This is a genomic window from Labrenzia sp. THAF187b, from assembly GCF_009363375.1.
GTDB lineage: Bacteria > Pseudomonadota > Alphaproteobacteria > Rhizobiales > Stappiaceae > Roseibium > Roseibium algicola.
In genome coordinates this window covers 5,671,666-5,688,485 of the sequence record NZ_CP045344.1, presented here as the reverse complement: position 1 = coordinate 5,688,485, position 16,820 = coordinate 5,671,666, and the positions used below count along the sequence as shown (strand labels likewise).

General features: G+C 59.2%; 14 protein-coding genes. 7 read left to right on the top strand and 7 right to left on the bottom strand.

Going from position 1 to position 16,820, the window contains the following annotated elements:
• Positions 1-6: 6 nt before the first annotated feature.
• A complete protein-coding gene (locus FIV03_RS26105; RefSeq protein WP_152511519.1) occupies positions 7-2,541 on the bottom strand; it encodes an ATP-binding protein in 2,535 nt (844 codons plus the stop codon).
• Complete coding sequence (locus FIV03_RS26100; protein ID WP_023000016.1) at positions 2,538-3,290, bottom strand: response regulator transcription factor; 753 nt, start codon at positions 3,288-3,290, stop codon at positions 2,538-2,540. The genes FIV03_RS26105 and FIV03_RS26100 overlap by 4 nt, the downstream gene beginning before the upstream one ends.
• 231 nt (positions 3,291-3,521) lie before the next feature.
• Here FIV03_RS26100 and phnD point away from each other — a divergent pair, with 231 nt between their 5' ends.
• The 5 genes from phnD to FIV03_RS26075 all read left to right on the top strand — a co-directional run bounded on the left by phnD (position 3,522) and on the right by FIV03_RS26075 (position 8,158).
• The gene (phnD, locus tag FIV03_RS26095; protein ID WP_208984471.1) at positions 3,522-4,499 is read left to right on the top strand and encodes a phosphate/phosphite/phosphonate ABC transporter substrate-binding protein; all 978 of its coding nucleotides are present in this window, start codon (positions 3,522-3,524) and stop codon (positions 4,497-4,499) included.
• A gap of 65 nt (positions 4,500-4,564) precedes the next feature.
• A complete protein-coding gene (gene phnC, locus FIV03_RS26090; RefSeq protein WP_006939395.1) occupies positions 4,565-5,338 on the top strand; it encodes a phosphonate ABC transporter ATP-binding protein in 774 nt (257 codons plus the stop codon).
• Positions 5,335-6,129: a phosphonate ABC transporter, permease protein PhnE gene (gene phnE / locus FIV03_RS26085; RefSeq protein WP_055658501.1), complete on the top strand. Its 795-nt coding sequence runs from the start codon at positions 5,335-5,337 to the stop codon at positions 6,127-6,129. Before phnC ends, phnE (FIV03_RS26085) begins: the two co-directional genes overlap by 4 nt.
• A complete protein-coding gene (phnE, locus tag FIV03_RS26080; protein ID WP_023000019.1) occupies positions 6,129-6,926 on the top strand; it encodes a phosphonate ABC transporter, permease protein PhnE in 798 nt (265 codons plus the stop codon). The genes phnE (FIV03_RS26085) and phnE (FIV03_RS26080) overlap by 1 nt, the downstream gene beginning before the upstream one ends.
• 311 nt (positions 6,927-7,237) lie before the next feature.
• The gene (locus FIV03_RS26075; RefSeq protein WP_023000020.1) at positions 7,238-8,158 is read left to right on the top strand and encodes a DMT family transporter; all 921 of its coding nucleotides are present in this window, start codon (positions 7,238-7,240) and stop codon (positions 8,156-8,158) included.
• Positions 8,159-8,394: 236 nt separating this feature from the next.
• On the opposite strand, the gene FIV03_RS26070 is transcribed toward FIV03_RS26075, so the two are convergent.
• The 4 genes from FIV03_RS26070 to FIV03_RS26055 form a co-directional block, all read right to left on the bottom strand.
• A complete protein-coding gene (locus FIV03_RS26070; RefSeq protein WP_075284259.1) occupies positions 8,395-9,543 on the bottom strand; it encodes an ABC transporter permease in 1,149 nt (382 codons plus the stop codon).
• Positions 9,540-10,478, bottom strand: a complete 939-nt coding sequence (locus tag FIV03_RS26065; protein ID WP_209009796.1) for an ABC transporter ATP-binding protein — start codon at positions 10,476-10,478, stop codon at positions 9,540-9,542. The genes FIV03_RS26070 and FIV03_RS26065 overlap by 4 nt, the downstream gene beginning before the upstream one ends.
• Positions 10,475-11,431 carry an HlyD family efflux transporter periplasmic adaptor subunit gene (locus FIV03_RS26060; RefSeq protein WP_152511518.1) on the bottom strand — a complete coding sequence of 319 codons (957 nt, stop codon included), beginning with the start codon at positions 11,429-11,431 and terminating at the stop codon, positions 10,475-10,477. The genes FIV03_RS26065 and FIV03_RS26060 overlap by 4 nt, the downstream gene beginning before the upstream one ends.
• 250 nt (positions 11,432-11,681) lie before the next feature.
• Positions 11,682-12,386 (bottom strand): ParA family protein, encoded by a 705-nt coding sequence (locus FIV03_RS26055; RefSeq protein WP_286202234.1) that lies wholly within the window; start codon positions 12,384-12,386, stop codon positions 11,682-11,684.
• Between the two features lie 588 nt (positions 12,387-12,974).
• On the opposite strand from FIV03_RS26055, the gene FIV03_RS26050 reads away from it, so the two are divergent.
• Positions 12,975-13,883: an alpha/beta hydrolase gene (locus FIV03_RS26050; RefSeq protein WP_152511517.1), complete on the top strand. Its 909-nt coding sequence runs from the start codon at positions 12,975-12,977 to the stop codon at positions 13,881-13,883.
• 225 nt (positions 13,884-14,108) lie between these two features.
• Positions 14,109-15,743 carry a hypothetical protein gene (locus FIV03_RS26045; protein ID WP_152511516.1) on the top strand — a complete coding sequence of 545 codons (1,635 nt, stop codon included), beginning with the start codon at positions 14,109-14,111 and terminating at the stop codon, positions 15,741-15,743.
• 91 nt (positions 15,744-15,834) lie between these two features.
• Here FIV03_RS26045 and FIV03_RS26040 read toward each other — a convergent pair whose 3' ends face one another.
• A complete protein-coding gene (locus tag FIV03_RS26040) occupies positions 15,835-16,740 on the bottom strand; it encodes a LysR family transcriptional regulator (protein ID WP_075284258.1) in 906 nt (301 codons plus the stop codon).
• Positions 16,741-16,820: the final 80 nt, after the last annotated feature.

The following is a 16,820-nucleotide window of genomic DNA, read 5'->3' as shown; positions in this document are numbered from 1 at the left end:
CCTTGCTCAGGCAGGCACGTGCAGCTTCATCCCGATCTTTTCGGCCAGTGCTTCCGCATCCACCGGCTTGGGCAGCTTCGAAAAACGTTCCGGAAATCTGTCTGAAAACAGGTCGTCCTGTGGCAGATGCCCCGAAACGGCAACGACCCGGCAATCGGGGTGCGCATCAAGAGCTTTCGCCACAAGGTCCCAGCCCGAGTAACCATTGTCGAGCTGCAAGTCCGTCACCAAGATCGAATAAGGCATGTCGCGGCCAATCCTGACATTGGCATCCTCAAAACAATGCTCAGTCGTCACCTTGTACCCGAACCTTGTCATGAGGTCTGATATTGCAGCCGCCGACCTCCGGTCGTCATCAACCACAAGAGCGTGCCTGATCCCGTTCCCGTTTCCGTTCCCGGCCACGGTCTCCACAGAATGGGTGGTTTGTCCGCCAGGCTGCCGGGGAAAGGTCAACGTTACGCAGGTTCCGTGCCCCGGCTGCGATGCAATGTGGATGGTGCCGCCTGACTGGTGCGCGAACCCGTGCACCATGGACAGCCCCAGGCCCGTGCCTTCGCCATTCGCGCGGGCGCTGAAGAAAGGCTCTGCGGCCTGGCGCAACGTATCTGCATCCATACCGCAGCCATCATCCTTCACCGATAGCGAGATCGTCCCGTCTGTCTGCCGCGTCACGGCAATTTCGATATGGCCTACGTCTTCGATGGCCTGTCCTGCATTGACGCACAGGTTCAAGATGGCGCTCTCCAACTGGCCGGGGTCGATCCGCGCATGCATCGGGCCTTCGTCGCACCTGATCGTCAGTGTTACGGTTTCTGGCAGGGCCATCGACAACAGGTCTTCCATGCCTTCCGCAATCACGGCGATATCGGTTTCGATGGGGGCGAGGTGCTGTTTGCGGGCGAAGGCCAGAAGCCTCTCGATCAGTGAAACACCGAGTTCGACAGCGTCATTGATCCTTGCCTTCAGCACGGAGGCCCTGGGGGTAAGTTCGCCCTCCAGCATGTGAAGATTTCCGGAGATCGTGGACAGAATGTTGCCGAAGTCATGGGCAACTTCGCCTGTTACTTTGCCGAGGCTTTCCACTCGCCGGATTTCTTCCAGCCGCTCGTCGATCCTTTTGCGTTCCGTTGTTTCGGAAAACAGCCAAACCGAGCCGCCGTCGGGCAAGGCCGACTGGCGCACTTCCAGCACCCGGCCGGTGGTGTCTGCGTATTCGCCAAATCCGGCGCGGTCGTTTTCATTGGCGCGGCGTTCGAACGGTGACTTTTCCAGAAGTTCCGGCAAAGTCATGCGTTTGCCGCGGCCAGCCCTTTCAAGGCGCAACAACTCCCGGACACGATCATTTTCGGCCAGGATCTGTCCGGTTGGCGACAGGACCGCGACACCGTCGCTTATGTTCTGGAAAACGGTGATGAAAAGCTCGTTCCGCCGCCAGACTTCCCTGGTTTTCCGTTCCAGGCGCAGCGCGTTGGACCGGAACTTGCGGAATGCCTCTGACAACTGCCCGATTTCGTCCGACGAACTTGCCTTCTTTGGGAGCCGCGCCTTCAGATCTCCTGCCGCCAACCGCCGCATGACTGCGGTGATCTGGTGCAGGTTGCGAACCACGTAGCGGGAAACAAACAGGGCGGAGCCGATGGCAACAATCAGACTGATGCCGGTCAGGACAAGAATGACGGCCTTTGCAAAGGTAATGCTGGTCGTTGTCTTGTCGCGTGAATCGCGAAGCCGCAGCTTTGTGTCCGTCACCTTCTGAAGGGCGTAGGCGTTCACCTGCGCGAGCTCGGTGCGAATGCGGAAGAGCGCGTTTTCGGCATCGAGCTTGGCAGCGAGGCTGGCGTAGCGCAGTGAGAACAGGTCGCCCCGCCGCATTACGGCGTCATCGACCTCTGCCAAGGCTGTGCGTACGGCGGCAGGGGCATTGGAAGCAATGTCCTGACGGATACGCCGGAAGCTGCTTTGCTGCTCACCGACCTTGATCAGCTCCTGACTGCGCAACGCACCGATGGCCGCCATGACCAGCTGCTGCAGGGCTGACCAGTTCTGACGGTCTACAGGCGACAGGTCTCGAGATTGTGCGAGCCTCCTAAAGCGTTTTTGAAGGCGCTCCAGATCCTGATCGATCAGTGCGAGTTCTGCAGCGTTCCTGCCTTGCGGAACCATTGCGCGGGCCAGATCGGTGATCGCGACCCGGATGCGGGCAAGAGGCCTGATGAGGTCGGGATCGCCGCCGCCCAGTGTCTCGATGTGATCAAGCGTTGCGAGAATTCGTTCGGCCTCGCTTTCCAGTTGGAAGCTGGGGCTGAGTGTCATCAGAAAGGGCGCGGAGGCGGCCAGTTTCGACGCGTTGCCGGAAAGCTCCAGGGCGTCGGAAACGTCGCTCAAGGTCTGGTCGTGAAATGTGCCGAGCTGCTCTTCGGCGCTGTTGAGTGTGATGAGGGCAATGGCCCCGACAACCATGACCACGACAAGAAGCAGGCCGATGGAGGAAAGCAGCAGCGAGCGGATGCTGGGCTGGCGGAGCCGGGACGTGCTCATGGTCCGTCCGCCTGAAGGACGAAGATGTATCCCTGTGCCCGGCGGGTCTGCAGATGAACGGGCTTGGACGGGACATTCTCGATCTTGCGGCGCAGCCTCAGGATCAGGACATCGATGGTCCGGTCCACATAGCGCTGCATGTCGCTGCCGATCTCGCGCATCAGGTCCGTACGGGGAATGATCCGGTCCGGGTTCTTCACGAAATATTCCAGGAGGACATATTCCGCATTGGTCAGCGGAATCTCGTCGCCGTTACCGTCAAGCAGTTCCCTGCGTTTCAGGTTCACCCTCTTGTCGCCGAAGATGATTTCCTGATCCTTGCCGGCTTTCGCAGCTGAAACGCCATGCCCGTAGCGTCGCAGAACCGCGCGGATGCGGGCGACGAGTTCTCGCGGATTGAACGGCTTCATCAGGTAGTCGTCAGCGCCTGTCTCAAGGCCGATGATCTTGTCGATCTCGTCGCCGACACCGGTCAGCATGACGATTGGAAGCTCGCTGGTTTCGCGGATGTGAATGGCAAGGGTCAGACCGGATTCGCCCTTGAGGCGCAGGTCAATCAGCGCGAGATCGAAATCCTGGGGGCTGCCGGCCGCCTTGAAGCCGTCGCTGTCCTGAAACGCAACCGGTTCGAACCCGCTTGCCTCCATGAGAGCAGACAGGGTTTCGCGCACATCCGCGTCATCATCGATGATGGCAATCACCGGTCTTGTCGCGCTTGCATCCATGCCGTCGCTCTCTTGCACCTTCATGAGCTGTCTAACACAAGGACCAGGTTGCGAGACCAGAATCTCGTTACAATTGTTTCACCCGCCCATGGGTGGTTGTAACACTGTTAACAAAATAGGGCTGTCCAACGGCTTCTGTTAACACTTCGCCGCTCGTTTTCCCTCGCCACATCCCGCTAGGCTGAAGTCGATCTTTCAAGAGCCTTGCGGTGCGATGCGCTGTGAGGCGCGAGTGATCTGTAATGGGAGGAAAATATGAGAAATATGCTGGCCCGGCTCGGTTCCGTGGCTTTTGTGACCGGTTTTGCCCTTTCGTCCGCTTATGCAGCTGAATGCGCGAACCAGGGTGCACTTGATAGCATCTATTGCGATGCCAATGGCGATCTTGTCGCCGATGCTCCGTCCGATCCGGCCAAACTGAGCAACCCGGACACGCTGGTCTTCGCCTATACACCGGTTGAAGATCCGGCCGTTTACGCCGACATCTGGGCACCTTTCATCGAGCATCTGGAAACCGTTACCGGCAAGGACGTGCAGTTCTTCGCCGTGCAGTCGAATTCGGCTGAAGTGGAAGCCATGCGGTCCGGCCGTCTGCATATCGCGGGCTTCTCGACCGGCCCGACGCCTTTTGCCGTCAATCTCGCCGGTGCCGTGCCGTTTGCGATCATGGGCAGCGAAGATGGTCAGTTCGGCTACCGCCTTCAGATCTACACCCAGGCCGACAGCGATATCAAAACGCCTGCCGATATGAAGGGCAAGCGCATCGCGCACACGTCTCCGACGTCCAACTCGGGCAACCAGGCGCCACGTGCCCTGTTCCCGGACCTCGGTGTCGTGCCGGATCAGGACTATGAAGTCATCTATTCCGGATCCCATGACCAGTCGATGCTGGGTGTGGTTGCCGGCGACTATGACGCCGCACCGGTCGCTTCCGAAGTTGTTGACCGCATGGCGGAACGTGGCCTTTACGATCCGGAGGAAGTGCGCATTGTCTGGGAAAGCGATCCGTTCCCGACAACCTCCTTCAACTATGCCCACGACCTGGACCCGGCCCTCGTTGAAAAAATCAAGGAAGCGTTCTTCAGCTTCGACTTCAAGGGCAACAAACTGGGTGAGGAATTCGAGGGCGTAAGCAAGTTCGTCCCCATCACCTACAAGGATCAGTGGGCTGTCATCCGGCAGATCCAGGCCAGCAACGGTGTTGAATACACACCGCAAGGTCTTGCCAAGTAAGACAACTGGCTTTGACGGCCCGCCGTGAGTCGAACTCCGGCGGGCCGGTTCAATCGAGGTAAAACATGCTAAAGATAACAAGCCTTGTGAAACGTTACGGGGCCGGGGATCCTGTGCTCAAAGACCTGGACCTCGAGGTTCCCGGTGAAGAAGTCGTCTCCGTGATCGGCTCTTCGGGCGCGGGCAAGAGTACACTGCTTCGCTGCATCAACCGGTTGGTCGAGCCGACCTCCGGCAAGATCTTCCTGAATGGCACCGATTTCACCAGCCTGGGCAAGCGCGAGCTGCGCGTCGGCCGCCGCCGCATCGGCATGGTGTTCCAGAGCTTCAATCTGGTCGACCGCCTGACCGTCATGGAAAATGTCCAGAGCGGGCGCCTCGGTTACATCTCGACCTGGGCAGCGCTTTCGAGGCGTTACCCCAAGGAAGACATCCGCCGGGCCTATGAGCTCATGGAGCGGGTCGGGATCGCCCATTACGCCAACAAGCGCGCGGACGAACTTTCAGGCGGTGAACGCCAGCGTGTCGGCGTTATCCGGGCGCTGATGCAGCAACCGGAAATCCTTCTGGCCGACGAACCGACAGCATCTCTCGACCCGAAGACCTCGGAACAGATCATGACGCTGCTGCGGGACCTCGCACGCGAACTGAAGCTTCCGGTGATCATCAACATTCACAACGTCAATGAAGCCAAGGAATTCAGCGACCGTATCGTCGGCATGCGCTATGGGCGGATCATTTTCGACGATCTGCCGGATGCCCTGACGAAGGACGCAATGCACGAGATCTATGCCGGTGTTCCTCATGAGGACCGGCAGATGGAAGGCGCTGCGGCATGAGTACGGCGAGGGATACCTGGCGCAAGCAGCCCTTCATCGCCAACCCGCTATTGCGCTACGGCCTTTATGCCGCAATAGCGGTCTACATCGTGACCACCTTTGCGACGCTGCCGATCGACTGGGACCGCATGATGCAAGGCCTGAGCCGTGCAGGGCGGATCTTCGGCGGGGCCTTCCCGCCCAGCTTCCAGCGCAGCGAATTGCTCATCGACGGGTTTATGGAAAGCCTGAAGATCGCGATCCTTGCAACTGTCGGCGGCATCCTGCTGTCGATCCCGATCGCCTTCATGGCGGCCAGGAACATCGCGCCGCTCCCGATCTATTATTTTGGCCGGGCAGTCATCATCATCGCACGCAGCTTCCATCCGGTAATTGTCGCCATCATCTTCGTGAAAGCGGTCGGATTCGGTCCCTTCGCGGGCGTCCTGACGCTGATCGTCTACTCCATCGGCTTTGTTGCCAAGCTGCTGGCCGAAAAGATCGAGGAAATCGATCCGGGGCCGGTCGAAGCAATGAAGGCAGCGGGCGCACCGTTCCTGTCGACACTGGTTTACGCGGTGTTCCCGCAGATCATGCAGCGCCAGATCGGACTCGGGATCTATCAGCTCGACAGTAACCTGAGAGCCTCGGCGGTCGTCGGTATCGTTGGCGCAGGCGGCATCGGCGCCACCCTGGCGAATGCCTTCGGGCGCTACGACTACGACTTCGCCCTGGCCATCACCATGGTCATCGTGGGTGCCATCCTGATTTCCGAAGCCGTCAGCGGTGCAATCAGAAAGCGGATCGCATAATGGAACAGGTACAGCTCCAAGACTGGGCGCGTTACACGCCGGCCCAACGGTTTCAGCGCTACGGCTACTTTGCCCTGACCGCACTTGTCGTTGCCTGGGCCCTCGGCAGCGTCAACATCATCTGGGCGTGGGTGTGGGACGCGCCGACCCAGATGGGCGATCTTTTCAGCCGCATGGTGCCTCCAGACCCGACCCACCTCGACCAGATTCTGAGTGCGTTGTGGGAGACGGTAAACCTTGCCACAATCGCCACGGCAATGGCGGTCGTGCTGGCTCTGCCGGTGGCCTATATCGCCGCGCAGAACACCACGCCGAACGCACTGACGCTCTGGCTCGGCCGGTTCATCCTGGTCTCGTCGCGTTCGGTGAACACGATCATCTGGGCCCTGCTGTTCGTGGCAATCTTTGGCCCGGGTGTTGTTGCCGGCATCGTTGCAATCATGTTCCGTTCCATCGGCTTCCTGGGCAAACTGCTGGGCGAAGCCATCGAGGAAATCGATCCGAAACCGGTCGAGGCGCTGAAGGCGTGCGGCGCAAGCCATTTCAAGGTGGTGCTCTATGCCATCGTCCCTCAGGTCATGCCGACCTTCTTTGCGGTGACTATCCTGCGCTGGGACATCAACCTGCGGGAATCCACGGTTCTCGGGCTGGTCGGGGCAGGGGGCATTGGTGTGATCCTGCAAGGGGCAATCGATACCTTCAATTGGCAGGAAGTCTCCATGGTGCTCCTGGCCATCATCGCCCTGGTGGTGGTGGGAGAGGTCGTATCGTCCTACCTGCGGCGCAAGATCCTCTGAAAAGGGCCGGAACCGGTTGCCCGAACTGAAAAGCCGTTCTGGCAAATTGTAAATGATGGCGCGGCAGCGGGAAACCTCTGCTGCGCCATTTGCTTTGTGGAAACTCTTCGTCATTTGGTCCGAAACCCGTCTGAAACGAAGCGGCCTTTCTTGAACTTTTCTTCGTTTCAGTGATGATCGAAGCAAGACATTGCCACCAACCGCTGATTTGCCATCACCGCTCGGCTGACGAAACAAGACGTCACGTCCGGAACCAGCCCAGCAACCGTCCGGTTTCTGCGGGCGGCCATCACACCATTAAGGCCCGGCCTATGACTGAATCGCTCAAGGGACTTGCCGCCGCGCTTCTCGCATTTGCCCTGTTTTCCACGCATGACGCCATCATCAAGGAACTCGGTGGCAGCTATCCGGTCTTTCAGATCATCTTCTTCACGATGCTTTTTGCCTTCGTGCCGATGTCGATGATGATGCTGGCGGACAAGGCGGTCGACAATTTCCGTCCAAGACACCCCTGGCTGGTGCTGTCACGCGCAGGCCTGGCCATTATCGCCATGTCCTGCGGGTTCTACGCCTTTACGGCGCTGCCGCTGGCCGAGGTCTATGCATTGCTGTTTGCCATGCCGCTTCTGATCACCGCCTTGTCGGTACCACTGCTTGGTGAGACCGTACGGGCGCAGCGCTGGGCTGCCGTGATTGTCGGTTTGATCGGCGTTCTAATCGTTTTACGTCCCGGCGTGACGGAGTTGACCCTCGGCCATGCAGCTGCCCTGACAGCGGCCTTCGCCAATTCGCTTTCCACCATTCTGGTGCGTAAACTCGGCGGCAAGGAACGTCCGGCCGTCCTGATCCTCTACCCGATGATCCTGTCCATGATGGCCATGTCGATGACGCTGCCGGTCTTCTATGTGCCGGTGGAGCTTCTCGACCTCGGACTTATGGCGGCGATCGGCTTTCTCTCGGTCATTGCCCAGTTCCTGACGATCTCCGCCTACAAGGCCGCGCCGGCCGCGGTCGTGGCACCGCTTCAATACAGCCAGATCCTCTGGGCAAGCCTGTTCGGCATGTTGTTCTTTTCCGAAACTCCGGATTTCTACGTCGGCCTCGGTTCTGCAGTCATCATTGCATCGGGTATCTTCGTCGTATGGCGCGAGAGCCGGGAGAATGTCTCTGTACAGACCCCGGTCCTGAAAACCGCCAATCCACGTTTCGATACCGGTCCACAGCCGAAGTAGGGGCGTGCGAGCGTCGGTATTCGGTGTCCACGCCGGCTTGTCGAATTGGACACCTCATCCTGAGGAAGCGCGTGAGCGCTGTCTCGAAGGATGGGCCACTTGCTCCTGAGTATGCAGCCCATCCTTCGAGACGCGCAGAAGTGCGCTCCTCAGGATGAGGTCATGAGGGCGGCGGGGGAAGGAACCCAGGTCACCACAGCAGTTGGCCAAGTAACTGGCCCCAAGCCAGACATTCCTCAGTCCAGCCGTTTCTTGAAGCGGAAAGCGGCGACGATCATGCCCAGAACGAAGAACCCGCACATCCAGAGCACGTCGCGGTGCAGCTCAAGCAGCCCGGCGTCCCGCAGGACGAACCCTCTGATCATGCGCATGAAATGGGTCGCCGGAAACGCCTCGGCAATATACTGCGCGATCACCGGCATGCCTTCGTAGGGAAACATGAAGCCGGACAGCAGGATGGACGGCAGCAGTACGAACACCGTCATCTGGGTTGCCTGCAACTGGCTCTGGGCAATGGTCGACAATACCAGGCCCAGTGACAGACTGGCTCCGATGAAGAGCAATGTGCCGACAAAGAGATCGAATATCTTGTCGCCGAAAGGCACGTTGAACAGCAGGTGTCCGAGCCCGAGGATGATCATCGTCTGCAATAGGCCGATGAAGATGTAGGGAATGATCTTGCCGATCATCAGCTCGATCGGCCGCACCGGTGTGTTGATCAGCATTTCCATGTTGCCGCGCTCGCGTTCGCGCACGATTGCCGCAGAGGTGAACATGATCATGGTCATGGTCAGGATGATGCCGACCAGGCCGGGCACGATGTTGATGGCGGTACGCTGTTCCGGATTGAAGAACAGGGCCACCTCGAAGGTCGGCGTCGACCGGTTCGGGGCCTGACGGTTCAATTCGGCCAGCGGCATGTTGCGCAGCGATTTGATGGCACCTGCAATCATGGTGTCGGAGCCGTCGACGATCCACTGGGCAACAGGGCGGCTGGTTTCCTCGTCGGTGGAAGGCGGCGTGCCCAGGTTGGCGGCGGGCGAGCGGGCGACCCTCTGGGAGAGGTCGTCCGGCAGAATGAAGGCGGCGCGCACGCGGGCAGCCTTGATCGCGGTTTCTGCTTCCTCGATGCTGGTCAGGCGTTCGGTCACCTTTACGACACGGGTCGCTTCCACCATCTGGATCAGGATCCGGCTCAACCCGGTCTGGCTGTGATCGACGACAGCAACGGGAATATCACGAATGTTGGTGTTGATGGCGTAGCCGAACAGGATCAGCTGGATCAACGGGATCATGATGACCATGCCGAAGGTCATCCGATCCCGGCGCAACTGGCTGAGTTCCTTGAAGAAGATGGCCGATATCCGTGAAAGGGGTCTGATCATTGTCGGCCTTCTCCCGTTGCCGTCACGAAGACATCTTCCAGGTTCGGGCGCACCTTTTCGATCAACGTGGCACCGTTGGTCTCGTCCTTGTTTTTCAGGAACGCTTCGGGATCGGCAATGTCGTCCCGCACCAGAACACGCAGGCGTGCGCCCAGCTGAGCGGCGGTAATGATGCCCTCCGTTCCCAGCAGTTTCCGGCGGATTTCGCGCAGGTTGGGACCTTCGATTTCCACGACATTGGCACCCATTGCCGCCATCAGGTCCTTCGGTGCCCCGTCAGCACGTTTCTGGCCTGCTTCCATGATCGCAATCTTGTGGCAGCGTTCTGCCTCGTCCATGAAATGCGTGGTCACGACAATGGACGTTCCGCCATCGACCAGGTCGAAAAGCTGTTCCCAGAAATGGCGGCGCGACTCCGGGTCAACGGCAGAGGTCGGTTCGTCCAGAAACAAAAGCTGCGGTTCGTGCAGAACCGCGGTTGCCAGCGCGAGGCGCTGGCGTTGCCCGCCGGACATCTTGCCCGCGAACCGGTCACCCAGCTCGCTCAATTCATATCGCTCCATGACCTCGGCAATGCGTTGCTTCTTCCGCTTCGATGGCAGGCCGTAGATCGTTGCCATGAAGTTGAGGTTCTCCAAAACCGTCAGATCGCCGTAGAGCGAAAAGGCCTGGGTCATGTAGCCGATCTTGTATTTCAGGGTCTCGGCATCCTTGGGAACGGAAAGCCCCAGCACTTCAACGGTGCCTTCGGTCGGTGTGAGAAGGCCCGTCAGCATGCGCATGGCCGTGGTCTTGCCGCAGCCGTTGGGGCCGAGAAAGCCATAGATCATGCCACGCTCGATGGTCAGGTCCAGCCCGTCGACCGCCCGGAAGCCCTTGAAGCTTTTCACCAGGCCCTCGGCCCGGATCACGATGTCGCCGTCGTTTGAACTCACGGCAGAACAACCTGGGCCGGAACGCCGTTTGGCAGGTCGTTGGCGCTGTCAGGCAACTGCACTTCGGCGACATACATCAACCGGGCGCGCTCGGATTGATTGAGCGCGTAATAGGGCGTGAAGGAAGCTTCGGAGCTGATCCAGCGCACAGTGCCTTCGATCGGCTTGTCGAGGCCGTCAATTCGCACCTCCAGCTTGTCGCCCTGCTTGACCTTTATCCGGTGAGGTTCGGGAACATAGACGCGGGCATAGGGTGCATCGCCGGCCAGCATCACAACAACAGGACTGCCGACCGTCACCCGTTCTCCAAGGTTCCAGGGAAGGTTATCGAGCGTGCCATCACGCGAGGCGGTGATGGTCAGATCGGACAGGATCTTTTCCTGGGTGGCGAGGCTTGCCTGGGCGGCCTCCAGTTCGGCCTTGGCTATGTCGAGGTCTTCCGGTCTTGTGCCGGCGACAAGCTCCTTCAGTTGTTCCTGTGCACTTTTCAGGGTCGCGTCGGCTGCATCGCGCGCAGCCTTGGCGCTGTCGAGCTGTGCCTGGCTTGTGGTGCCGCGCCCGGTCAGGTCGTCGTAGCGCCCGAACGAAGCCTGTGCATCTTCCAGCTCCGCCTTCGCACCCGCAACGGCTGCGCGGGCCTTGGCAATCTCCTCGTCGCGGGCGCCGTTTTCAAGCTTCACGAGATTGGCCTTGGCCTTCTGCACCTCCGCCTTCGCCTGGGCGACGATGGCCTGCTGTTCGGCCGGGTCCAGCTGAGCCAGAACGGTTCCCTTCTTGACGAAGGTTCCCTGTGGCACTGGCAGCTCGACCAGAACCTCGTTGGCTGTTGCGGTCAGTGCGACCCTGTCTCGCTCGAGGTTTCCAAGGGCAACATTCTCGTCTTCACCGTAACAACCGGCAGCAAACAGGCACACGGTGGCTGCGAGGACACTGCGCAGACGGAGTGTGGACATGAATTCCTCCCTATGGATCAAGGGTATGCGGCAAGAAGGGTATCGCCTTGCCGCCACCATAACCTGCTTCGCGGGCCTGTGCCATGGCTGGTTGAGGCTGGTTCGGACCTGCCGTCTTCGGGGCAATGCCGGGCGTCAGCACCGTGCATGCCAAGCAGGAGGGCGCAGGTCCGGTCTTCTGCAAACGATACGATAAAGGCCGCGGTTTGAGCCGCAGCCTTTCTTGCAAAAACGACAGGAACGAACGCCGTCAACTCGCCCGTTTGAAAACGTTGTACCAGCGCTTCCTGGGAACGGTGATAGCCCGTTCGAGGATTTCCGCGGCATAAAGCGAAGCGTTTTCCCGGGCCTTGCCGACGCCGGAGACCAGCGACGTGTCGAGGCCGGAGAGGCCACCGCCGAATTCGAAGAGATCGCGGAACGCGGCACGTTCCACAATCGGGGTCATCAAGACATCGATATTCTGGGCGGACAGGAAGTCCTGGACCGCCTTCATGGCACGCGTCGTCACCGCGGCATTGGTACGGGTCAAAACCACGCAATGCTTGATGTCGTGGCGGACAATCTTTTCCAGCTTCTTGATCAGGGTCAGGATCTTGGCGCCACCGCGCGCATCCATCGAAGACCCCTGGATCGGCACGACCACAAGGTCGGACACTGAAAGTGCGTTGGCGACGATGAGGTTTTCGGTTCCCTCAAGATCGACAATCACATAGTCGGACGTCTCGGTGGCAAGTGTGATCTGCTCTGTAATGGAGGCCGGCGAAATTTCGCTGACGACGTTGATGCCCGGGCTCTTGCGTGGCAGTTCGTACCACTTCGAGATCCATTTCTGCGGGTCCGCATCAAAGATGGTGACACGCTTTCCCCGTGCTGCGACTTCTGTCGCCAGCAGCAGAGCCGCCGTGGTTTTTCCGGCGCCGCCCTTTGCGTTTGCGAAGGAAATGACTGGCATCTGGCTTCTCCTGACCTTGCCGAGCATTGTCTGGAGCAACTTGCGTCTGCGAGCGCATGCCGAAAGCTGCCCCAACACCTTGAAGGCGATCTGTCAGCGGGTTCCCGAGTGTTCCGTTGCAAATCCGCTTGTGTCGCCGATGACCCATTGCAGGCCTATCTGTCTGGCAGTCTTGGATTTTTATGGTTACCAAATCCTTAAATTCGCAATTTGCAGCAGACTTATTCAACAAACGTTAGGATTTGTGGATAAAGACCAGCGAAACGCCTTGGCACTATTTGCAAGGGTCCGGCGAAAAGCTGCGTTTAGCCGCAATAGGCAGCCTGCATGACGCGAATTTGGCAACAGCAACACCTCGTGTGTCTTCTGCCTGGGGTGGAGAGAAATCCTGCCGGATTTTGGATCGCCACCGATTGCATGCGCCTTGGGTGCCGCGTAGGTTGTCGGTGCGGAAGGGGTGCCTGAATCGGTGGTCTTCCGCCTGTTGATCGGTCTCAAGGTATTCGGGGCACTTGTCCGCGTTGATTTGAACGCCAGATGCTTTGGGGTCAGAATTATGTCTTTGATCCGCGCCTTGAAGGACGCCACATGCTGCACCGATTTCTCAACTCCCGCCCGGCCTGCTTGATCCGGAACCTTCTGCTTTGCGGGGTGTTGGCATATGCGGGCACGGCGGGGTCGGCGTGGGCTGAGGCGCTGAAGCCTTACAAGGATGGGCTGTTCAGATACAAGAAGGTCTCCGAAACGCTCTATGATGGCGATTTTATCGTCGTTGAATATTCCAAGCAGAGAGACCTGCGCGATCGCGACGAAGTCGACGAACGCAGGGTCTACGGAAACTATGTCTCCTACAAACCGAAGCGGGGCCGTGGCAGCGGAGAACTGAAAGCCAACGGCCGGGTTGTCGAATTCATGGGTACCGGCAACTGGAAGGGCGGTGCCAATGCCATCGTGATCTACATTCACGGGCAGGGCGGCAACCGCTTTCAGGGCATGAACGACGTTTCGTTCGGTGGCAACTTCAACCGCGTTCAGAACCTGATGGTCAGGAACGGCGGCGCCTACCTGACCGTCGACATAAAGAACTTCGACAATCGCGGCACGGCCGATGTGGCAGCCCTGATCCAGTATCAGAAGCAGCTGTCGCCGCGGGCCAAGGTCGTGGTTGCCTGCGGCTCCATGGGCGGCATCATCTGCTGGAACCTGGTAAAGAACGCCAATTATGCCAGCATGCTTTCCGGCATCCTGCTGCTTGGCTCACCGAAGGATCCCAACTTCCTGTCTTCAGGTGCACTCGGGCGCAACGTGCCGATCTACATGGGGCAGGGGACGCTCGACCAAGTCTACAATTGGGAAGATCAGGCGAACTTCTTCAAGCAGATCAAGACCAGGGCTCCGAACTATCCGATCAAGTTCACATTGTTCGATACAGGCACCCACGGTACCCCCATCCGCATGACCGACTGGCGCCTGATACTCAACTGGATGCTGGGTTAGGCGAAGGCCCGGCACTGTTGAGGATCAAAACGGGCTCGTGAAACACGGCCTGCTCGGCGCCTGATGATACTTGAAGCGCTTTTGCGGTTGCCCTTACGTCACTTTTAATTTCAAACTACCCTCTGGGCACCAATGCCTGTCATCTGGAAGACGGCTCGAAACCGCCGTTTTCGGCGTGTCAGCCTCGATCCTCGGGTTGGTGCCGCGTATCAGGGGGGATGTATCATGTCAGAGTATTTTGATCTCGGCCGCTATACGCGTGTCGTAACGTCAATACCGGAAGCGCAAGTCTGGTTTGACCGCGGTCTGGTCTGGCTATTTGCCTATAATCATGAAGAGGCGATTGTCTGTTTCGAAAAGGCTGTGGCGGCCGCCCCGGCCTGCGCGTTGGCTCACTGGGGTATCGCTTACGGCATCGGTCCGAATTACAACAAGGCCTGGGAAATCTTCACGCCTGAGGAAAAGGGGCCTGCGCTGGCACGTGCACATGCAGCGCTTGCCACCGCAAAGGCACTGAAGGAGGCCAGGCCGGTGGAGCGTGCGCTGATCGAGGCCCTGGCGTCGCGTTATCCCACAGATCCGGAAATCGAAGACTATCAGCCTTTCAACGATGGCTTCGCGGAAGCGATGAAACCCGTTTACGAAGCTAACAGGGAAGACCTGGATGTCGCGTGCATTTATGCAGAGGCCTTGATGAACCGCACGCCCTGGCAATTGTGGGATTTCCACACGGGCGTGCCGAACCCTGAAGGTTCCACCACCGAGGCCGTGGCTGTTCTGGAACATGCATTTGAGAAGTTGCCAGGCGCCTGGGATCATCCTGGGCTCTTGCACATGTACATTCACCTGATGGAAATGTCGCCGCACCCCGAAAGGGCTTTGCGCCATGGCGACAGGCTGAAGGATCTGGTTCCGGATGCCGGGCATCTCGTGCACATGGGAACGCATATCGATGTCTTGTGCGGCGACTATCAGAATGTGCTCTACCGCAATCTTGCGGCAGCCAAGGTCGACGACAAATTCAAGGCTTACGCTGGCCCGGCGAATTTCTATGCGCTGTACCGGATCCACAATCTGCATTTCGCATTCTACGGCGCCATGTTTCTTGGCAGGAAAGGCGCCGCGGTGGAGGCTGTCGAGCGATTGCGCGGCGAGGTGCCCGACGAAGTTGTTCGATCGTATCCGGACGTTTTCGAAACCTTCGTGGCCGCCGCGCCGCATGTCTACATCCGGTTCGGAATGTGGCCTGAAATCCTTGAGCTCGATCAGCCAGCGGACAAGGAACTCTATGTCACCACCAACGCGTTGATCTACTACGCGAAGGCCATCGCCCTGGCCAACCTCGGCCGTCATGACGAAGCGCTGTCCGCCATGGCGGATTTCACCGCGGCTTATGCGCAGGTGCCCGATAGCCGGATGCTCTTCAACAACACCGCAAGGGATGTCCTTGCCGTTGCAGAGGAAATGATGAAGGGGGAGGTGGCTTTCAAGGCTGGACGGAAGGAAGAAGGGCTTGCCCATCTTCGCACTGCCGTCGACCTGGACGACGGGCTTCAATACGAGGAGCCGTGGTCCTGGCCACAGCCAACGCGCCATGCCTTGGGAGCACTTCTGATGGAAGCCGGCAAGTATGAGGAAGCCGAGGCGGTCTACCGCGCGGATCTCGGATTGGACGGCAAGCTACCGCGCCCGAGCCAGCATCCACGCAATGTCTGGGCGTTGCACGGATTGCATGAATGTCTGGTAAGGCGCTCGGAGAAGGTGGAGCTGCCGCACGTCAAGCTTCTGCTCGACCAGGCCATCGCGCGTGCGGACATTCCGATCCGGGCAAGCTGCCTCTGCCGGGCGAAGGCCGCATGAATGCAGAGTTGGGGCAGATCAACGACTGGTTTTGGAGGCGGCAATAAAAGCCCGGATACCTGTGCCACGTGGCTGGGACCGGAGCGGGCGTCTAAATCTTGGTGAGCTTGGCCTTCAGCAAACCTTCCGCCAGATGATCGAACACTACGCGGATCCTCTGGCTGGTGTGAAGTTCGCGATGGGTGACCAGCCAGATTGGAAACGAAACCGGTTCGATATCGGAAAAGGCGGGAACGATCTCGGGGAACCGGGCAGCGATTTCATCCGCCATGATAGCCAGGCCGAGGCCCTGGCGGACAAATTCCCAGGCGACCACACCGCTGGGGGAGCCAAGGCGAATATTGGCTTCGGTCACCTTCAGACCGAAAGCGCGCAGGTAGCCGACGAGCTCTTCGTTGTTGTCGAAGCCGATAAAATCGAGATTTGGCGCATCGTCCCTCGTCAGGGGGCGGCCGAATTGTTCAACCAGTGATCTGGCGCCGAAGATGCGGGCCGGGGCCGCCCGCAGCTTGCGGGCATAAAGGTCTGGATGGTCCGGCTCCACATGGCGGATGGCGATATCGGCCTCGCGCCGGCGCAAGTCGCTCAGGCTGTTGGTACAAAGCACCTTCACTTCCACGCCCGGTGCCTTTTTGCGCAGCTCACGCAAAATATCGGGCAAGAGATGAGCTGCCATCAGATCCGTCGTGGAAACGGTGACCAGTCCTTCGACCTGCTGTGATTTGCCGGATGCCGCAAGGGATATCCGGCTGGCCGCGTCGCCCATGGCGCGCACGTGATCAGCCAGTTCGATCCCGGCTTCCGTGAGGATCAGGCTCTTCGACACACGCTCGAACAGGGTCACGCCAAGTGTCTGCTCAAGCGCGGCCACCTGCCGGCTGAGTGTGGGTTGGGTCAGCCCGAGTGCCCGGGCGGCTGCGGAGAGAGACCCTTCCTCTGCCGTTACGAGGAACGCACGGGCCTGGTTCCAGTCGAATGTGATGGTCTGCCAGTTCATGCAAATATGTATATCAACTAGCCAGAATTCGGCAATTCTCATTCATTTCTGAAGCAAGTAGATTTCTTGTCGAAAGGAGA

Coding starts and splice junctions, on each gene's coding strand:
- FIV03_RS26050 (WP_152511517.1), top strand. CDS start 12,975: ATGCTGCACCGATTTCTCAACTCCCGCCCGGCCTGCTTGATCCGGAAC.
- FIV03_RS26075 (WP_023000020.1), top strand. CDS start 7,238: ATGACTGAATCGCTCAAGGGACTTGCCGCCGCGCTTCTCGCATTTGCC.
- FIV03_RS26045 (WP_152511516.1), top strand. CDS start 14,109: ATGTCAGAGTATTTTGATCTCGGCCGCTATACGCGTGTCGTAACGTCA.
- FIV03_RS26100 (WP_023000016.1), bottom strand. CDS start 3,290: ATGAAGGTGCAAGAGAGCGACGGCATGGATGCAAGCGCGACAAGACCG.
- phnD (WP_208984471.1), top strand. CDS start 3,522: ATGAGAAATATGCTGGCCCGGCTCGGTTCCGTGGCTTTTGTGACCGGT.
- phnE (WP_023000019.1), top strand. CDS start 6,129: ATGGAACAGGTACAGCTCCAAGACTGGGCGCGTTACACGCCGGCCCAA.
- FIV03_RS26055 (WP_286202234.1), bottom strand. CDS start 12,386: ATGCCAGTCATTTCCTTCGCAAACGCAAAGGGCGGCGCCGGAAAAACC.
- FIV03_RS26060 (WP_152511518.1), bottom strand. CDS start 11,431: ATGTCCACACTCCGTCTGCGCAGTGTCCTCGCAGCCACCGTGTGCCTG.
- phnE (WP_055658501.1), top strand. CDS start 5,335: ATGAGTACGGCGAGGGATACCTGGCGCAAGCAGCCCTTCATCGCCAAC.
- FIV03_RS26040 (WP_075284258.1), bottom strand. CDS start 16,740: ATGAACTGGCAGACCATCACATTCGACTGGAACCAGGCCCGTGCGTTC.
- phnC (WP_006939395.1), top strand. CDS start 4,565: ATGCTAAAGATAACAAGCCTTGTGAAACGTTACGGGGCCGGGGATCCT.
- FIV03_RS26070 (WP_075284259.1), bottom strand. CDS start 9,543: ATGATCAGACCCCTTTCACGGATATCGGCCATCTTCTTCAAGGAACTC.
- FIV03_RS26105 (WP_152511519.1), bottom strand. CDS start 2,541: ATGAGCACGTCCCGGCTCCGCCAGCCCAGCATCCGCTCGCTGCTGCTT.